Raw genomic sequence first — 14757 nt, 5'->3', positions numbered from 1 at the left:
GCGGGCGGCCTGCTACGGGCGGGCCACCCGCAGGAGCGTCGGCATCTCGACCTCGTGCGCTGGAGCATCCGGAGCCTCGAGCAGACGGGCGAAGAGCAGCCGCGCGGCCTCCCGGCCGAGTTCGCGGGGATTGTGGTCGACGACCGTCACCGGCACCGGCATCAGCTCGGCGAGCTCGAAGTCGTCGAAGCTGACGATGGACGGGCGCATCGCGTCGGGGTCCGCCCGCAACCGGGCGGCGATCGCCTGGAGCGCACCGATCGAGTTGCGGTTGTTGGCGCTGAAGACCGCGGTGGGCGGCTCGGCGAGGTCGAGCAGGGCGCTCATCGCCGCACTGGCCGTCTCGACGTCTTGCTGCCCGCGCCTCACCAGCTCGGAGTCGAGCGGGATGCCGCGCTCGGCCAGCGCTCGCTGGTAGCCCTCGAAACGGCGCTGCCCGGTGAACACGCTCGTCACGTTGCCGAGGTACGCGACACGGGTGTGCCCGGCGTCGAGCAGGGCCAAGGTGCCACGGTAGGCGCCGCCGATGTCGTCGAGCACGACAGCATCCGCCGTCACTCCCGGCACGGTGCGGGAGGCGAGCACCAGCGGGGTGTCGCGCAGCGACTCACGTTGCAGGTGCGCGTCGTCGCCGCCCGACGGCACCACGATCAGCCCTTCGACCTGCCGTCCGATGAAGTCGGCGATCAGCTGACGTTCGCGTCCGACGTCCTCCCCGGTGTTCCCGAGCACGATCCGGCGGCCGTAGTGCGAGGCGACCTCTTCGACACCGAGCGCGAAGTTTCCGTAGTACGGGTTGCCCAGGTTTGTGATCGCCACTCCCACGAGCCCGCTCGACTGGCCGGGACGAAGGCTCCGCGCGTTCTCGTTGCGGTGGTAGCCCAGCGACTGCACGGCCTCGAACACCCGGTCCTGCACATCCGGCCGGACATTCTTGCCGCCGGCGAGCGTGCGCGAGACAGTCATCGGGCTCACGCCGGCGAGGGCGGCCACTTCTCTGATCGTCGGCTGCCTGGCCGCACCGCTCAGCGGAGTAGTGGTCATGCTCGCTCCTCGTCTGACGGCCGCGTCGGTCGGGACTCAACCTACTACCGGTCGGCATTCGCGCAGCGGATTGTTGCTGTACAGCGCGGTCGCATCGGTGTAGCTTGACCCACGTTGGTAACGATATCAGCAGCGTTTCATCTTTGGACAGAGCCGTCCGGGCATTCGGATGGCCGATCGACACGATCGGAGAATCATGACGTTCCATCGCGCCCACCTCCGTGCCGCGACAGCAGTACTCCTCGGGGCGGCCATCGCCGCGACGACCCCGCTCGCGGCCTTCGCCGCACCCGCGGGAAGCCCCGCCGCCCACCCCGGCGGCGCCGAGACGATCACCACCAGCGCCACCGTCGACCAGCCGCTGACTCAGAAACTCGGCACCTACGGCGACACCGCCGGCCGTTGGACCGGCGCGGACTCGGCTTACAGCGTCCCGCTTCCCGGCGGCAAGATCGCCTGGCTGTACTCCGACACGTTCCTCGGAACGGTGAACGCCGACCACTCGCGCCCGACCGACTCGCCGTTCATCCACAACTCGATCGTCGTCGACGACCACGGCACGCTGACCACCCACACCGGCGGCACGGCCGCGGCTCCCGAGTCGCTGGTCCGGGTTCCGGGCGGCGACGAAGGCCAGGACTGGTACTGGTTCGGCGACGGGACGGTCGAAGGAAACCACCTCCGGGTCTCACTGCTCGAGTTCGCCAAGACCGGCACGGGATCGTTCGACTTCGCGTTCCAGCGCACCGCGATCGCATCGTTCTCGCTGCCGAGCATGCGCTTCGAGGGCATCACGCAGCGCCCGGCCGGTCTGGTCGAGTGGGGTTCGGCCATCTACGAGGACGGCGGATACACCTACGTCTACGGCGTCGAGGACCTGGGAGCGACGAAGTACCTGCACCTCTCGCGGGTGCGCACCGGCCACCTCACGACCGGGTCGTGGCAGTTCTGGACGGGTTCCGGATGGTCGGCCGACGAGTCGACGTCGGCGCGCATCATGAGCGGTGTCGCCAACGAGTTCAGTGTCACCAAGTTCCAGGGCAAGTACACCCTGGTGACCGGCGACACGACCGAGGCCCTGAGCGCGAAGGCCGTGATGTACCGATCGGATGCCCTCACCGGGCCGTTCCTGAACAAGACCGTGCTCTACACGACCCCCGAGACCTCCGGCAACGTCTTCACCTACAACGCGAAGGCGCATCCGGAGCTGGGCGATCGCGACACGCTGCTGGTGACGTACAACGTCAACAGCTTCGACACGGCCGACGTCTACTCGAACGTCGACAACTACCGTCCGCGCTACGTCGACGTCGACGTCCGCATCACCGGCTGATCCATCCCCGAGACGGCGGAGCGCCCTGCGTCACGAACGACGCAGGGCGTTCCGTCGTCGTCACATCTGCTCTTTGAATCGATTCACGCGATCCTATAGGCTGTTGTCACCCCCACGCGCAGTCGCGACCATCACCCATTTTTTGCTTCTCAGGAGGAACGCCATGCAGTTCAGGTATCTGGGCCGATCCGGTTTCAAGATCTCAGAGATCACCTACGGAAACTGGCTCACGCATGGATCGCAGATCGAGAACGACATCGCGGCCGCCTGTGTGCGCGCCGCTCTGGATGCCGGCATCACGACCTTCGACACAGCCGACGTGTACGCGAACACAGCAGCCGAGTCCGTTCTCGGTGAAGCCCTGAAGGGTGAGCGCCGGCAGTCCCTCGAGATCTTCACCAAGGTCTTCGGGCCGACCGGACCCAAAGGCCACAACGACGTGGGACTGTCGCGCAAGCACATCCTCGAGTCGATCGACGGCTCGCTGTCCCGCCTGCAGACCGACTACGTCGACCTCTACCAGGCTCACCGCTACGACCACGAGACGCCGCTCGAAGAGACGATGCAGGCCTTCGCCGACGTCGTCCGGCAGGGCAAGGCCCTCTACATCGGCGTGAGCGAGTGGACGGCAGACCAGCTCCGTGCCGGCGCCGCCCTCGCGAAGGAGCTGAAGATCCAGCTCATCTCGAACCAGCCGGAGTACTCCGCGCTGTGGCGCGTCATCGAGGAGGAGATCGTTCCCACCTCCAAGGAGCTCGGGATCTCGCAGATCGTCTGGTCGCCCGTCGCGCAAGGCGTGCTCACGGGCAAGTACGCGCCCGGAGCCCCTCTGCCCGCGGGAAGCCGCGCCACGGACGAGCGGGGAGGCGCCGGCGCCGTGAAGCGCTTCCTCGGCGATGACGTCCTCACCCGGGTGCAGGAGCTCGCCCCGATCGCGCGCGAGCTCGATCTCACCCTCGCCCAGCTCGCCGTCGCGTGGGTCCTGCAGAACGACAACGTCGCGACCGCGATCATCGGGGCCTCGCGACCCGAGCAGGTTGTCGAGAACGTGAAGGCATCGGGTGTCACCATCCCCGCCGAGCTCGTGGGACGGATCGACGAAGTCCTCGGCGACGTCGTCGAGCGCGACGCCTCCCGCACGTTCGAGCGGTCGCCCGCGACGCGAGAGGCCTGACGGACAGGTCCTCTTCGCGTCTCGGTCAGCCGCGCCTCGTCGGCTCGGTCAGCTGTTGAACGGAACCGCGACCGGGCCGGCGAACGACTGGTAGCTCGGCGCCGTGATCGGGTCCGACCGGAACTCGGTGTGGAGGGTCACCGGCGCAGCATACGGGAGGTCGGCTTCGTCGGCTGCCGGACGAGCGTCGACCGGCTTCTCGTGCTCGGCCTCTTTCAGGCCGATCTGCTGAAGCTGCTCGACCGTCCAGCCGGCCTTGACGGCCGAGTGCCAGCCCTCCTCGTAGGCGGCGAGCGCCGAGTGGAGGACATTGCGCTGCCGGGCGAGTTCGCGGACGGCGCCGATGCGCGCCTCGATCTCCGACTCGAGCAGCACGTGCGCGAGCGAAGCGGCCGCGTCGGGGTCGACAGAAGGGTCAGCTGTATACGTCATGATCGTTCGTCCTTCGATTCGGGTTCGAAAGTGCGGGAGCACGTCGGCGTGATCCTGCTGCAACGGTCTCACGGCCTGACAACGCGCGGGCAGCCCCACTTCGGGTTGCGGCCGGGGAGGGCATCCGGTGCAGTGAGGGTCGGTTACGGCACCCGGATCAGGCCGACGGCCCGGAGCTGGTCGACGGCCTCGCGCACCGCTTCGAGACTGGTGTACGCGGGCGCGTAGCCGAGCTCGTCGCGCGCCTTCCGGATGCTCATCGAGTGGCTGCGTGCCACGTGCTCCTCGGTCGTCCGCGCGTCGGCTGCCGCCACCCGGGTGCGGAACTCGTCGAACGGTGCGTACTCGATCGAGGCCTTGCGTCCGAACCACGACGCCACTGCCTCCGCGAAACCCCGGAGCGTGAGGGCGCGGTCGGAGACGATGTTGTAGAACTCGGTGCGCTCGGGGCGTCCCACCTCCACCGCCGCGGCGAACGCCTGCGCCACGTCGTCCGCGTGCACGTGGTGAACGGTCTCCAGGCCGAAGTTCGGCAGGGTCAGCGTCTCGCCGCTCGCGAGCTTCTCCCACACGCCGAGATCGAGGTTCGCCTGAGGGTTGATGACCTTCCAGCCCGGACCGCTGATGTGTCCCGGTCGCAGCACCTGGCTGGGGAAACCGTTCTCGCCCTCCTCGCGCAACAGCGCTTCGATGGCCGCCTTGCCCGTGCCGTACCCGCCCCACGGAGGACTGCTCGCGGCGTCATCCTCCGTCGCGGGGACCGCGGTGAGCGTCCCGTAGACCCAGATCGTGCTGCACATCACGAGCCGCGAGCGGCCGCGGATCGCGTCGACGAGCTGCCTCGCGGACTCCGGGGTGAAGCAGATCATGTCGATCACGACATCCGCTTCGAGGGATGCGATGCGCGCGCCGAACGTGCCGGCGGCGTCCTCCGCCTCCCGGTCGGCGGTGACGAGCTCGACCTTTTCCCAGGCCGGATCGTCGCGGTAACGCTCGGAGGTCCCCCGGCTGAGAGCGACGACCTCATGGCCGGCGGCGACCAGGCGCGGGATCAGGTAGCCGCCGACATGTCCGGTCGCACCGATGACGACGATCTTCATGAAGCTCCTTACGGGGGATGGTCCTGGAACCAACCTACGGCCGGGGTTCCAAAGACGCGAAAGAATTTCAGGCGCACCCGTAACCTTTCCGGTCCGGCATTCGATTACTCGGGTGTGTGGGCGAGATCCCACGCGTACACCAGCACATCGATACGAAACCGGAGGCCTCGTGCCTATCTTCTCTTCGCTTCTCACCGGCAAGCTCGTCGTGAGCGCTCTCGCTCTCGGCACCGTCGCGGCCGGCGGCACCGCTGCAACAACGGCGGCCCTGAACGGAACACTCCCGACCCCCGCGCAGCAGGCCGCCCACGACCTGCTCGGCGCCCCCGCCGCCGCGGCGCAGAAGGCCGGCGAGCTGATCGAGCACCGCAGCGCCACCGTGAGCGGAAGGGCATCGGCTGCAGGCGCGAGCACGGACTCCACGACGACCGCCGCCGCGAGCGCGACGCGCGGAAACGACTCGTCGACCGCCGCCGCTGCCACCGCCAGCACGACCCTCGACGCGAAGAGCCTCTGCAGCGCGTTCGTCGCCGGTGGGCTCGGCACGTCGACCGCCGCTTACCACTCCCTCTCGGTCGCCGCCGACGGCGACGTCAACGTCACCGCCTACTGCGACCGGGCGCTCGGACTGCCCGTCAGCGCGTCGGCCTCCGCCACCGGGTCGGGCTCCGCAACGGGCTCCGCGAGCATCCCCGCCGTGCCTTCTGCACCCGCCGTTCCGACCGTTCCTTCCGTGCCGGGCGTTCCGTCTGTGCCGGGCGTGCCGTCGACGGTTCCCGACCTTTCGCACACGCTTCAGGACCCGGCCTCGAAGTAGGCTGGGCCGCTGCGGCGCCCACCGCGGGCGCCCCGCACGACCTGGTCGCCCCGCGGCGGCGCACGTCTTTCGGGTAGACGGTGCGCCGGCCGCGGGGCGGCCACGGATGAGGACATGGAAGCACTGACCGACGAACTGGTGACGTTCGGGCGCACCCAGCCGTCCGTGCTGCTCGAACACGCCTACCACCACCTGGCGCCGTCGGTCCGCGGCTACCTGAAGACGCGCGGGGTGGACGACCCGGAGGCGGTGACGCACGACGTGTTCCTCGCGCTGTATCCGCAGCTGTCCTCGATCCGCGGGGGCGCATCCGGGCTTCGGATGCTCGTCTTCGCCATCGCACACGCACGCTCCGTCGACCACCACCGGCGCCGGGCCTCGGTTCCCCCGACGACGGAGTACGACCCCGAATCGGATCAGCGCACCACCGGCTCCGCCGAGGACCAGGCACTCGAGTCGCTGGCCGGCGCCGGCGCTCTCGAACTCCTCGCCGGGCTGAACGACGACCAGCGCGAGGTGCTGAGCCTCCGCGTCGTCGCCGATCTGTCGCTCGGGCAGACCGCGACCATCATGAACAAGAGCACGGGCGCCGTGAAGCAACTGCAGCACCGCGCACTCACCAACCTCCGCAACCAGCTCGCAAGGGAAGTCCAGGGCACACCATGACGGACCACGACACGGATCTCGGCACGCAGCTCCTCGCGCGCCTGATCGCAGAAGACCGCGCGTCGGCGGCAGCGGGCGAGTTCCGCGCGTTCGACGAGCCCACCCCGGATGCGCGGCCCGGCTCCGACAGCGCACCCGACGGTGATGAGGCCCTCCTCCTCGCGCTGGCGAGCATCCGCGCGCTCGCGCACGCTCCGGCACCCGCCCCCTCCGCCGAGCTCGCCGCACTCATGGCCCCTCGCGAGCGCACAGCGAAGCGTTCCCGCTGGCACACCACGACCATCGCGCTGGTCGCGGCGATCGCGACGGCGGGAATCGGCGCATCCGCTGCCGCCGCCGTGAGTCCGGAGTTCCGCGCGTCCGTGCAGTCCGGGATCGGAAGCGTCGTGAACGCCGTGGTGCCCGGGGCTGTCCGGCCCACGACCGTGAACCATCCGGTCTCTCCCCCGTCTCCTGCCGGCCCGCACCCGACCGCCCCGACGACGCCGAACGCACCCGCTTCAGGAACGACCCGGCCGACGGCACCGCCGCCCAGCGGCCGTCCGGTGCACCCTGTTCCCGTGCCCGTCCCGGTCCCCGTTCCGGCTCCGACGCTTCCCGCCGTGCCGAGTCTGCCTGCGCAACCGCCGCCGCCGCTCGGCACGATCATCCCCACGCTGCCGCCCCTCGGAGCGGGCCCGACGAATCCACCCACGCGGTAGGCGCACGGAGCGCGTGACCGGCGACCCTTTGCTACGCCTGAACTGGAGAAGTATTCCCCCACGGGGGACAAGACCCATGCTTCACGCGTACAGATGCGAGGAGGTCGCATTGCCACCGGTACTCAGGGCTGGCAGCGGATCCAATCGGCGCGCGGATACCGGCATTCGCTGTTGTCGGGGTGGCGGATCACCCACACGTCATCTTCGACACCGAGGTAGGTCCCGGTGACGACGGTGGGCACGAGCCCGTCGGACCCGCGGATCCAGCGCACGAGTTCTATCCGGGCGCCCGTCTTGGGCACTCCTTCGTGTCGATCGTGGTCGATGCTCACCGGTTCATCATCTGACAGAGACACCGCCGAACTCCAAAAGCACGCAGCTCTGGTGAGCGGATGTCGCTGCAGGGCCGAGCGCCATCCGTATCGGACGGTCACGTGGTGCGGGTGGGCGCCATCATTCCGTCTCGTCTGAGCCCACCGGGGTGGCCGGGTTCGCGAGCAATCCCAAGGCGCGCAGACTCTCGGCGGTCTCGACGATCGTCTCGACGGCGGGACGCGGTCGCAGGCCGAGCTCGTTCTTCGCGCGTTCGTTGTGGATAGTGAGAGGCGTGGGCTCGTCCCCGGGCAGCTCCTCGGTCGGGACGCGTGAGGCGAGGTCGCCGAGTTCGGCCCGCAGCACGTTCGCAACGTCGAGGAACGTCCGCGTCGGCCCGTCCGCGAGCACCAGGTAGCGCTTCCCCGCGGCCGCTGGAGTCGCCATCGCCGCGATGTGCGCCGACGAGACATCTCGCACGTCGGCGAGCCCGAAGCGCTGCCGCGGAACTGCCGTCATCGTGCCGTCGAGCATCCCCGTGAACACCTGAAGCGAGGAACGCGCCGACGCTGTCAGGGTCGGACCGGCGATCCAGGTCGGGTTGATGACGGCGAGCTCCAGGCCGTCGCCCTCCCGCTCGATGAAGTCCCATGCGGAACGCTCAGCGATCGCCTTCGACAGCGGGTAAGCCGGGAGTCCGGGGGTGGCCGGGTCGGTCCAGTCGGTTTCGTCGTAGTCGCGCACCGGCTTCGGGGAGTAGCCGACGGCGGCGAACGATGACGTGAGGACGACACGGCGGGCACCGGCGTTACGGGCCGCGCGGAGCACGCGCAGCGTTCCGTCGCGTGCGGGCACGACGACCTCGTCACGGTTCGTCGACTGAATCATCGGCGACGCGACGTGGTACACCTCGCTGATCCCGGACAGGGTGTCGTCCCACCCGGCATCGTCGGTGAGCGACGCCACCGTGAACGACAATCCGGCATCGTCGACGCCAGCCCGGCGAACAGCTGCGCGAACCTCGTCGGCACGATCGAGTGTGCGGATGGTCGTGCGGACGTCGACACCGGATGCGAGCAGGTCTGCGATGAGTCGGGTTGCGAGGTACCCGGTTCCGCCGGTGACGAGCGTGGTGGGTGTGGTGGTCGTGGTGGTCATCGGAATGTCTCCTCAAGTCGGGGAAGGATGGATTCGAGCTCGATGTGCGATTCCGCTTCGGCGGCGACATCGCCACGATCGCGTGCATCCCAGAGCGCTGCCTTCACTCGGAGGTACTCGAGGTGCACACGAAGGGTCGCGATCTGCGCTTCGACGCGGTCGGCGTGCCGGAGCAGGATGTCTCGCTGCTCGCCGGCCGCATCGTGCCCGCGCCGTCGATTCGCCTGATAGGTGCGCATGTCTTCGATCCCGACGCCCATAGCGCGCAGGCAGGCGAGCACCTGTGCGGCATCGAGGTCGCTGTCGTTGTAACGCCGGTGTCCGCTGCGAGCGTCGCGGGCGATCGGTCCGAGGAGGCCGGCTTCCTCGTAGTAGCGCAGGGTCGGCTCGCTGAGTCCGCTCTGCCGGGACACATCCTGGATGGTCAACGTGGTCATGCACACCATCACAACAGACTTCAAGCGCTTGAAGTCAAGATGAGCGCGTGACCGGCCACCCCCACGGCGCCGGTCACGCCGTCGCCGTCGAGTCGCAAACGATTCGCTAGGCGGCGCATCGAGGCTCGTGGCGAAGCGAACCATCGGTGAACGATTCGATTCTCGACGGCGAGCGGGTCCGCTTGGTGCATCCGGAGTGAACAGCAGGGGTTGTTCGGCTGAAGTCGGCGAAACACGCACCCGGCCGGGAAGGCGGCAATTCGTCCGGGCTTTGCTCTCCCGTCATCTCACGGGGTTAGCCTTCCTCGATCACCGGAAGGCCGATCACCGCAGGAGGTGGCTCATGAGCTACGCGGACGCATTCGACGTCGTCGATGCGGGTGAAGGACGCTGGGACATCCAGCTGCACGAAACGCTTCTCGTGGCCGGACAGGTGTGGCGCACCGCGACCGGGTATCTTCTCTCGGACTGGGCCGACCGGCAGCTCGGGACGTTCCCGACGCTCGGCGAGGCCGTGCGCACGCTCTGGGTCTTCGAGTCAGCCGGTCGGCCCAGCTGACGAGCGCCCGTAGAGCCGGGCGGAGACCCAGCAGTACCACGCGGCTATCGTGCGATACGGGCGGAAGGGCTCGCCGAGCGGTTCGAGCTCCTTGGGCGTCGGGGTGGGGATCCCCCAGGCGAGCCCGAATCCTTTGCGCACGGCCAGGTCGCCGGTCGGCCAGACGTCCAGCCGCCCGAGCTGGAAGATCAGGAACATCTCGGCCGACCAGCGTCCGATGCCGCGCACGGCGCTGAGCTGCGCGACGATCTCGTCGTCCGTCCGATGCTCGAGCGCGCGCGGTGTCAGTTCCACCTGACCGGAGCTGACTTTGGCGGAGAGGTCGCGCAACGACAGGACCTTCGCACCCGAGAGACCTACCGTCCGAAGCGTCGCGTCAGAGAGCGTCAGCATGCGCTCGGGCGTGACCTCCCCTCCGAGGGCCGCGATCAGCCGGCCATGGATCGCCGTGGCGGCGGCGCCGCCGATCTGCTGGGAGGTGATCCCGCGCACCAAGCCGGCGAACGGCGTCTCGGGCGGGAACGGAACGTGCGGCGGTCCATCTTCCTCCCGCAGGCGCGCGATGACTGGGTCGCGGTCTGCCAGGAACTGCGCGGCCTCCTCCGGGGTCACCATCGCTCAGTTCAGCGCGCGCGTGCCGCTCGGGAGGGCTCCTCCGGCATACAGCGCACTCGCGGCATCCTGCAGCGCCGTGAGGGCGACCCGCTGGGTCCAGGGGCCGTACGACATGCGCGCCACGCCGAGCTCCTGCAGCCGCGCCGGGGCGAGCGAGCCGGGGGCGCCGATCACGCTGAGCTTCTGCGGCCCGAGGCCGCCGACCAGCTGTTCCACGGTCCGCTCATCCAGTTTGCCCGGGACGAAGACGCAGGTCGCACCCTCGTCGAGGAAGGCGCGCCCGCGTTCGATCGCATCCCGGGCCTTCTCGTCGTCCGGTCGCGGGTCGTCGCCGAGGAACACGTCGGTGCGCGCGTTGAGAACGAAGGCGACGCCCTCGGCCTGGGCGCCGGCGATCGCCGCCCGCACCGCGGCGACAGCCTGGTCGAAGGGGCGGCGCTGATCCTCGAGGTTTGCGCCGACGATGCCGACCCCGATCGCACGCCGGATGGTCGCGCCGGGGTCGCCGTAACCGCGCTCCAGGTCGGCGCTCACCGGCAGGTCCGTGGCGGCGGCGATGCGTCCGACCGCCTGGATCATCAGGTCGAGGGGAATGTGCTCGCCGTCCTCGTAGCCGTACGAGGCCGCGATCGAGTGACTGGCCGTCGCGAGAGCACGCGTCTCGGGCAGATCGGCGATGACGCGAGTGCTCGCCACGTCCCAGACGTTGACGACTTGCAGAATTTCCGGGGATTCGTGCAGCCGGCGGAGCTCGGCGGCACGGTCTTGTAGTCCTGTCATTTCCTCACCCTACGTCCGGAACCGGCGCGATGGGATGCCCGTTCAGGACTCGTCGAGCTCCCTGGGCACGGTGATGGCGTCGACCAGCGCGCCGTTGCGCCAGACGGTGATCTCGATCGGTCTGTCGATGGCGTCTTCGACCATCAACTGCTGCACGGCGGTGGCCGTGACCACATGCTTGCCGGCCAACTCCACGACGATGTCGCCGCGCCGGAGACCCGCCTCCGCGGCCGGACTTCCGGGGGAGACGCCGGCCACTTGGAGGCCGGTCGGCGACCCGATCCGCGCGGCCAGTTCCGGTGAGAGCGGCACCTGCGCCCCCGCGATCCCGAGCCACGCGCGCCGCACGCGGCCCTTCGTCATGAGCGCGGTGATGATCTCCCGCGTCGTCGCGTTGATCGGAACGGCCAGGCCGACACCGATGCCGGCGACGGCGGTGTTGACCCCGACCATCCGGCCCGAGCTGTCCGCCAGGACCCCTCCACTGTTGCCCGGGTTCAGCGCGGCGTCCGTCTGGATGACCTCGTCGATCACGCGCCCGGACTGGGTGGGCAGCGAACGGCCGAGGGCCGAGACGATTCCGGCCGTCACGCTCCCGGCGAGGCCGAGCGGGTTCCCGAGCGCCACCACCACCTGGCCGACGTGCAATCGCGATGCGTCGCCGAGCTCGACCGGATGCGGCACCGCGCCACGCGCGTGCAGTACGGCGAGGTCCGAGAGGGTGTCACGGCCGACCACATCGGCCTGAGTCGTGGTGCCGTCGCCGAAGGCGGCCTCGGCGCTGTTCGCCCCTGCGACCACGTGGGCGCTCGTCAGGAGGAAGCCGTCCGGTGTGATGACGCTCGCGCTGCCGGCGCCGGTTCCACGACCGGTGCGGACCGTGACGCTGGCCACGCTGGGCAGTACGCGTGTCGCCACAGCGACGACGGTTCGCGAGTACGCGTCGAGGAGGCCCTCGTCATCCATCCCGGGCTGATCGTTCATGAGGATCATGAGCGTACGCCGGGCCGGTGCCGCTGGGGCGCCCGTTCGCTGCCAGCAGACCGTTCGGATTCGCCGAAAAGTTTCTCTTGCGCGACCGCTATTCGGTGTTACTATCTAGTGGTAGTCAGCAACACTGAGTAGTTGAAAGGAGGGTTCCATGAGCAAGCAGATGACCGAGATGCTCAAGGGCACGCTCGAGGGCATCGTCCTCGCCATCCTGGCCGTGCAGCCGGCATACGGCTACGAGATCACGGCGCGGCTGCGCGAGCAGGGCTTCTCCGACATCGTCGAGGGCACTGTCTACGCGCTGCTGGTCAGGATCGAGCAGCGCGGCTTCGTGGACGTGGCAAAAGTCCCGTCCGAGAAAGGTCCGCCGCGCAAGGTGTACTCGCTGAACGCACAGGGCAGCGCGTACCTCGAAGAGTTCTGGGGGTCGTGGAGTTTCCTCGCAGAACGGATCGAACAGCTTCACCACCACATCGAACACCCGCAGGAAGAAGGAGAGTAATCATGGCCGCCAAATGGATCGAGACCCTCACCGGGTCGCTTGAGCAGAAGAAGCAGTACAAGCAGGACAAGGCCCGCATCGATGCCCTGCCCGAGCCCTACGGGACCGCGGCCAAGGCCGTGCACCGGTACCTGATGTACTACGGCGGCATCACCGACGGCGACACCCTCATCACGATGTTCGGCGACCTGGCCGACCTGTGGGAGCGCGCCGCGGTCGACGGGACGCCCGTGCGCGACATCGTCGGCGACGACCCCGTCGAGTTCGCCGAGAGCTTCGCGCAGGCCTACACCGGCCAGCAGTGGATCGACAAGGAGCGCGCCCGCCTGAACAAGGCGATCGAGGACGCCGAGCGAGAGGAGCAGAAATGACCTCGGAACCAGCCATCCGGGTGAAGGGCATCGAGAAGTCCTTCAAAGACCTGCACGTGCTTCGAGGCGTCGACTTCGACGTCCAGGCGGGGAGCATCTTCGCGCTCCTCGGCTCGAACGGTGCGGGCAAGACCACACTGGTGCGCATCCTCTCGACCCTGCTGAAGTCCGACGCGGGCACCGCGACGGTCCACGGCTTCGACGTGGCTGCGAAGCCCGGCGACGTGCGGCAGTCGATCAGCCTGACCGGCCAGTTCGCCGCGGTCGATGAAGTGCTCACCGGCCGGGAGAACCTCGTGCTCGTCGCCCGGCTGCGTCACCTGAAGAACCCGGGTGCGATCGCCGACGACCTCCTCGCACGTTTCTCGCTCACCGATGCAGGGAACCGGAAGGCGGCGACGTACTCCGGCGGTATGCGACGCCGGCTCGACATCGCGATGAGCCTGATCGGCAACCCCCCGGTGATCTTCCTCGACGAGCCGACAACGGGGCTCGACCCCCAGGCGCGCATCGAGGTGTGGCAGACCGTCAAGCAGCTCGCCGGACAGGGCACGACAGTCCTGCTCACGACCCAGTACCTCGACGAGGCCGAGCAGCTCGCCGACCGCATCGCGATCCTGCACAAGGGCACGATCATCCAGAACGGGACGCTCACCGAACTCAAGCAGCTCCTCCCCCCGGCCAAGGTCGAATACGTGGAGAAGCAGCCCTCCCTCGAGGAAGTCTTCCTCACCCTCGTCGGGGAGACCGGCGAGACCGCCACCGCCGACGACGACACCAGCGTCACGGTCCCCGCACGAAAGGAATCCCGATGACCACCCACGTCCTCGGCGACACCCGCGTCCTGACCGGACGCTCGCTGCGCCACATCCTCCGAAGCCCCGACACGATCATCACCACCGCGGTCACCCCGATCGCGCTGATGCTCCTGTTCGTGTACGTGCTGGGCGGTGCGATCAACATCGGAACGAACGAGTCGTACATCGACTACATGCTCCCGGGCATCCTGCTCATCACGATCGCATCGGGCATCGCGTACACCGCGTACCGGCTGTTCCTCGATCTGCAGGGCGGGATCTTCGAACGCTTCCAGTCCATGCCGATCGCGAGGTCGAGCGTGCTGTGGGCGCATGTGCTCACGTCCCTGGCCGCCAACGTGGTCTCGGTCGCGATCGTCATCGGCGTCGCGCTGATCATGGGGTTCCGCACGGGAGCATCCGTGGCCGTCTGGCTGGCCGTCGCCGGCATCCTGATCCTCTTCACCCTCGCCCTGACCTGGCTCGCCGTGATCGCCGGGCTCACGGCGAAGACCGTCGACGGGGCGAGCGCGTTCAGCTACCCGCTGATCTTCCTGCCGTTCATCAGCTCGGCGTTCGTGCCGACGGAGTCGATGCCGGCCCCGGTCGCCTGGTTCGCCGAGAACCAGCCGGTGACCTCCATCGTGAACACCATCCGGGCGCTGTTCGCCGGGCAACCCGTCGGCAACGACATCTGGGTCGCCCTGGCCTGGCTCGTCGGCATCCTCGTCGTCGCCTACGCCTTCGCGATCGCGGCCTACCGCCGCAAGATCAGCTGAGTAGGACTGTTGTCGGCTCCGCGGCCGGTGCCTCCCCGTGAGGCACCGGCCGTTCCGCGTTCCGCCGCTCTGTTCCTCTACGAAGGGATCGCGGTCGCTGTGAGGATGCCGACGAATGGCCACATGGGCGTCCGGCGGCGAGACAATGAGCGTGAGCGACGTCGAGATCCACCCGGCGCCATGGAGTTGA

At 68.6% G+C, this 14757-nt stretch carries 19 protein-coding genes; 10 read left to right on the top strand and 9 right to left on the bottom strand.

What is annotated here, in order from left to right; all coding sequences use genetic code 11:
- Positions 1–12: 12 nt before the first annotated feature.
- A complete protein-coding gene (locus tag ACFVV5_RS01360) occupies positions 13–1044 on the bottom strand; it encodes a LacI family DNA-binding transcriptional regulator (protein ID WP_387237783.1) in 1032 nt (343 codons plus the stop codon).
- A gap of 196 nt (positions 1045–1240) precedes the next feature.
- Between ACFVV5_RS01360 and ACFVV5_RS01355 the strand changes: the two genes are divergently transcribed.
- Positions 1241–2377, top strand: coding sequence for a DUF4185 domain-containing protein (locus tag ACFVV5_RS01355; RefSeq protein WP_387237780.1), 1137 nt, complete (start codon positions 1241–1243; stop codon positions 2375–2377).
- Positions 2378–2540: 163 nt separating this feature from the next.
- Positions 2541–3551 (top strand): aldo/keto reductase family protein, encoded by a 1011-nt coding sequence (locus tag ACFVV5_RS01350; protein ID WP_387237777.1) that lies wholly within the window; start codon positions 2541–2543, stop codon positions 3549–3551.
- Between the two features lie 48 nt (positions 3552–3599).
- On the opposite strand, the gene ACFVV5_RS01345 is transcribed toward ACFVV5_RS01350, so the two are convergent.
- The gene (locus ACFVV5_RS01345) at positions 3600–3983 is read right to left on the bottom strand and encodes a hypothetical protein (protein ID WP_387237774.1); all 384 of its coding nucleotides are present in this window, start codon (positions 3981–3983) and stop codon (positions 3600–3602) included.
- A gap of 143 nt (positions 3984–4126) precedes the next feature.
- Positions 4127–5083 (bottom strand): NAD-dependent epimerase/dehydratase family protein, encoded by a 957-nt coding sequence (locus tag ACFVV5_RS01340; protein WP_387237772.1) that lies wholly within the window; start codon positions 5081–5083, stop codon positions 4127–4129.
- A 169-nt stretch (positions 5084–5252) separates the two neighbouring features.
- Here ACFVV5_RS01340 and ACFVV5_RS01335 point away from each other — a divergent pair, with 169 nt between their 5' ends.
- The 3 genes from ACFVV5_RS01335 (at position 5253) to ACFVV5_RS01325 (ending at position 7267) form a co-directional block, all read left to right on the top strand.
- Positions 5253–5900 (top strand): protein tyrosine phosphatase, encoded by a 648-nt coding sequence (locus tag ACFVV5_RS01335; protein ID WP_387237769.1) that lies wholly within the window; start codon positions 5253–5255, stop codon positions 5898–5900.
- A gap of 114 nt (positions 5901–6014) precedes the next feature.
- On the top strand, positions 6015–6566 hold the full coding sequence (locus ACFVV5_RS01330) for an RNA polymerase sigma factor (protein ID WP_387237766.1): 552 nt from the start codon (positions 6015–6017) through the stop codon (positions 6564–6566).
- Positions 6563–7267, top strand: a complete 705-nt coding sequence (locus ACFVV5_RS01325; protein WP_387237763.1) for a hypothetical protein — start codon at positions 6563–6565, stop codon at positions 7265–7267. Before ACFVV5_RS01330 ends, ACFVV5_RS01325 begins: the two co-directional genes overlap by 4 nt.
- A gap of 122 nt (positions 7268–7389) precedes the next feature.
- On the opposite strand, the gene ACFVV5_RS01320 is transcribed toward ACFVV5_RS01325, so the two are convergent.
- The 3 genes from ACFVV5_RS01320 to ACFVV5_RS01310 all read right to left on the bottom strand — a co-directional run bounded on the left by ACFVV5_RS01320 (position 7390) and on the right by ACFVV5_RS01310 (position 9174).
- Entirely contained in the window at positions 7390–7599 is a 210-nt protein-coding gene (locus ACFVV5_RS01320; RefSeq protein WP_387237760.1) for a hypothetical protein, read from the bottom strand.
- Positions 7600–7720: 121 nt separating this feature from the next.
- Positions 7721–8737 carry an NAD-dependent epimerase/dehydratase family protein gene (locus tag ACFVV5_RS01315; protein WP_387237757.1) on the bottom strand — a complete coding sequence of 339 codons (1017 nt, stop codon included), beginning with the start codon at positions 8735–8737 and terminating at the stop codon, positions 7721–7723.
- A complete protein-coding gene (locus tag ACFVV5_RS01310; RefSeq protein ID WP_387237754.1) occupies positions 8734–9174 on the bottom strand; it encodes a MerR family transcriptional regulator in 441 nt (146 codons plus the stop codon). Before ACFVV5_RS01310 ends, ACFVV5_RS01315 begins: the two co-directional genes overlap by 4 nt.
- Positions 9175–9517: 343 nt before the next feature.
- On the opposite strand from ACFVV5_RS01310, the gene ACFVV5_RS01305 reads away from it, so the two are divergent.
- Positions 9518–9733, top strand: coding sequence for a hypothetical protein (locus tag ACFVV5_RS01305; protein ID WP_387237751.1), 216 nt, complete (start codon positions 9518–9520; stop codon positions 9731–9733).
- Here ACFVV5_RS01305 and ACFVV5_RS01300 read toward each other — a convergent pair.
- The 3 genes from ACFVV5_RS01300 to ACFVV5_RS01290 are packed head-to-tail and all read right to left on the bottom strand — an operon-like array spanning position 9713 to position 12112.
- Positions 9713–10348 carry a DNA-3-methyladenine glycosylase family protein gene (locus ACFVV5_RS01300; protein ID WP_387237748.1) on the bottom strand — a complete coding sequence of 212 codons (636 nt, stop codon included), beginning with the start codon at positions 10346–10348 and terminating at the stop codon, positions 9713–9715. The two genes, ACFVV5_RS01305 and ACFVV5_RS01300, sit on opposite strands and share 21 nt — an antisense overlap.
- Before the next feature lie 3 nt (positions 10349–10351).
- Positions 10352–11128, bottom strand: a complete 777-nt coding sequence (locus ACFVV5_RS01295) for an isocitrate lyase/phosphoenolpyruvate mutase family protein (protein ID WP_387237745.1) — start codon at positions 11126–11128, stop codon at positions 10352–10354.
- A gap of 42 nt (positions 11129–11170) precedes the next feature.
- On the bottom strand, positions 11171–12112 hold the full coding sequence (locus tag ACFVV5_RS01290) for a S1C family serine protease (RefSeq protein WP_387237742.1): 942 nt from the start codon (positions 12110–12112) through the stop codon (positions 11171–11173).
- Positions 12113–12269: 157 nt separating this feature from the next.
- Here ACFVV5_RS01290 and ACFVV5_RS01285 point away from each other — a divergent pair, with 157 nt between their 5' ends.
- From ACFVV5_RS01285 to ACFVV5_RS01270, 4 genes are read left to right on the top strand one after another with little or no spacing between them, the layout of a single operon-like run.
- Positions 12270–12620 carry a PadR family transcriptional regulator gene (locus ACFVV5_RS01285; protein ID WP_387237738.1) on the top strand — a complete coding sequence of 117 codons (351 nt, stop codon included), beginning with the start codon at positions 12270–12272 and terminating at the stop codon, positions 12618–12620.
- Positions 12621–12622: 2 nt separating this feature from the next.
- A complete protein-coding gene (locus ACFVV5_RS01280; protein WP_387237735.1) occupies positions 12623–12991 on the top strand; it encodes a DUF1048 domain-containing protein in 369 nt (122 codons plus the stop codon).
- Positions 12988–13806, top strand: a complete 819-nt coding sequence (locus ACFVV5_RS01275) for an ABC transporter ATP-binding protein (RefSeq protein WP_387237732.1) — start codon at positions 12988–12990, stop codon at positions 13804–13806. The genes ACFVV5_RS01280 and ACFVV5_RS01275 overlap by 4 nt, the downstream gene beginning before the upstream one ends.
- Positions 13803–14567 (top strand): ABC transporter permease, encoded by a 765-nt coding sequence (locus ACFVV5_RS01270; protein ID WP_387237729.1) that lies wholly within the window; start codon positions 13803–13805, stop codon positions 14565–14567. Before ACFVV5_RS01275 ends, ACFVV5_RS01270 begins: the two co-directional genes overlap by 4 nt.
- Positions 14568–14757 lie beyond the last annotated feature (190 nt).

Source organism: Leifsonia sp. NPDC058248 (genome assembly GCF_042881905.1).
GTDB lineage: Bacteria > Actinomycetota > Actinomycetes > Actinomycetales > Microbacteriaceae > Leifsonia.
The sequence above is the reverse complement of the archived record's forward strand: the minus strand, read 5'-3'. Positions and strand labels throughout refer to the sequence as shown.